The 2,257-nt window shown below is 51.8% G+C and carries 3 protein-coding genes; all 3 read right to left on the reverse strand.

Annotation, left to right across the window (positions count from 1 at the left end):
• Positions 1-228 (reverse strand): UDP-N-acetylglucosamine 2-epimerase (locus GRP75_RS24880; protein WP_202404302.1); only part of this gene is annotated, 228 nt, incomplete at its 3' end.
• Positions 229-349: 121 nt separating this feature from the next.
• A complete protein-coding gene (locus GRP75_RS24885) occupies positions 350-2,011 on the reverse strand; it encodes a glycosyltransferase (protein ID WP_028541473.1) in 1,662 nt (553 codons plus the stop codon).
• 60 nt (positions 2,012-2,071) lie between these two features.
• On the reverse strand, positions 2,072-2,257 hold a 186-nt coding region (locus GRP75_RS24890), incomplete at its 5' end, for a glycosyltransferase family protein (RefSeq protein WP_160790666.1).

Consider the following 2,257-nt stretch of genomic DNA (forward strand, 5'->3'; position numbering starts at 1 on the left):
CGAGTACATGACGGACAACTGTTTGCCCAGTGTCCCCGCTTTCTCCTGAAGTACATAATCCGGGGCACGCAGTCCCAGCTCGCGAAAGAACTGCCCGCTCAGGCTTTCGGTGTAATTTTGGCCCGTATGCACAAGCACATGTTCATCTGCATGGCGGTCCAGCTTCGGAATGATCAGGCTGAGCCGTATAATTTCCGGTCTTGTGCCGAGCACGGTCAATATTTTCATGGTTTTGGAACCCACCTTTGCTGTCGTTGTTTCATTGAATTGTGGCGTTCAATGAATGATAGCCATCCAGCAGACTGGCTGTGCTCCAGCTTAACGTTCATCTCAACGGTCCGGCGTAGATTCACCCGGACCGTTGTTTTGTATGCTGTCCAGCCTTGAGTGTGACTCGCTTCTGCTTGTGCGCGTTGTGCCGTCGTGACCGGTGCTTGAATTTCCGCTTGAGCTTCTGTCTGGACTTGGTTTTCGGATAAAGTCCCTTCGACAACGGGGACCCGTGAATTTTCTTGAGGCGACTCTTGCCGCCGCTTCTCTTATACCTGCGATTCCGCAATCTGGTACGCTTGCGGCCCTTTGGCCATCTCGCCCGAACACTACGCTTGCCGCGGAGCAATTCGGGCGGTGACTCAGGTAAAGGGGATGGTGGTTGTGGCAAGCCCTGAATGGCTGCATATTCGATTGGCGGCAGACCCAGCACAGGCAGTTGACACACCACCGATTCGGGAAATTCTCGAATCGTGCTGGTATATCCCTCCGGTATAGCAGTGACCTGACGCAGTCCTTCGCCTTCCCTCGTCCATACTGGTCCACCTGGCTGCTGAATCAACGGGAACCAATGCGGATGATGACATACCCATTGACTGACCATGAGGTGCAGACTGCTTCGGTAGGAATCAGGTCCGTATACACGTGTAGCCGCACTGTTGTTACGCACACCAATCCGTTCCACTTCCTCGGGATGATCGAGCAGATAGCCCACTTTTTGCGCCAGCATGTCGCTGTTGCCCGGCTCTACCAAAAAATCTGTATTTCCGGTCGCCTCCATCAATTCCACAAGTCCACCCTGCGCAAAGGCTACCACGGGCTTACCGTAAACTAGCCCTTCCAGGGCGGTCAGGCCAAAGCCTTCCTCCACCATACTTGGGATCACAACAATATCCATTGCGCTATAGGCCGTTGACACGGATTCCTCGAATGAATTGAACTGGAAGCGGCGGCTATAACGAGATTGGCGGATTAAAGAGACACATTTTACGTAATATTCCGAGTCCACCGAGCTGCCGATGATCCAGAAACGACACCGCGAATTGGTTTCGCACAGCTTTAGAGCCATTTGGACAAAAGGTAACAGCCCTTTGGCTTCGTAGATAAAGGAAGAAATATAACCAATGCAAATATGAAAATCCCGCAGCCCCAGTTTTTCACGTTTCCTTCTCCGTTCCAGCACATGCTCTTTGGGAGACGGCATATCCATATCCCGGCAGGGAGACAACACCGTATGCGGACGTGTCAGTCCCCCACCATGCAAAGGACGCATTACAGCTTGCGAAATGCCGATGACCCATTGGCTATAGCGCTCTATGATAGAAACAGAAACGGGCGTATGCGCATTCTGGTTAATGACCTCGGTTATTTTCCAGATCACTGGAATATTAAGCTCTTGGGCAGCCATTGCAGGCATGACGTTCACACAGGTATTGACCAGCACCACATCAGGTCGAGCATGCCGAAGCATCTGGAACAACGGTGCATACGCCACATGGGTCCGCAAATTCTCCGCATCCTGCGCCAATCCCTCATATGGGGTATACATGCCATGCAGCATGAACAGGTTCTGTGTCAGAACGGTGATTCCGCGCTTGCGGGCCATTGAGGTCAGCCGCCCTTCACCAGGCGTTACGAGAATACAATCGAAGTACGTACGCATGTCTAGACAAAATTGCAATAACAGTTTCTCTGCCCCCGTAATACTGCGGACGTTGCTAACATGGCTGAATAGCATCATTTTCGGCTTGATCGGAGTTCACCTCCTTTAAAATAGCAACCATCGGACGTGTGAATCACCTTATGGAAATATGACCGACAACAGTTGGTCAATCCGGTGACCATAGGTGTGCTCCCGCAGGGTTCGTTCCAGAGCACGCAGGGCAATCTCATGGCGCTCTTTTTCATGCGTTAAATAAAACTCAACCTTCTCCAGCAGTTCCTGCTGAGAGCTGTAGGTCTCTATCTCTTCCCCCGGCTTGTAAAA

Source organism: Paenibacillus sp. OT2-17, assembly GCF_009827695.1.
GTDB classification, from domain to species: Bacteria; Bacillota; Bacilli; order Paenibacillales; family Paenibacillaceae; genus Paenibacillus; species Paenibacillus polymyxa_B.

Excerpts from the sequence above, each read along its gene's own strand:
- GRP75_RS24885 (WP_028541473.1), bottom strand. The coding sequence starts at position 2,011 with ATGATGCTATTCAGCCATGTTAGCAACGTCCGCAGTATTACGGGGGCA.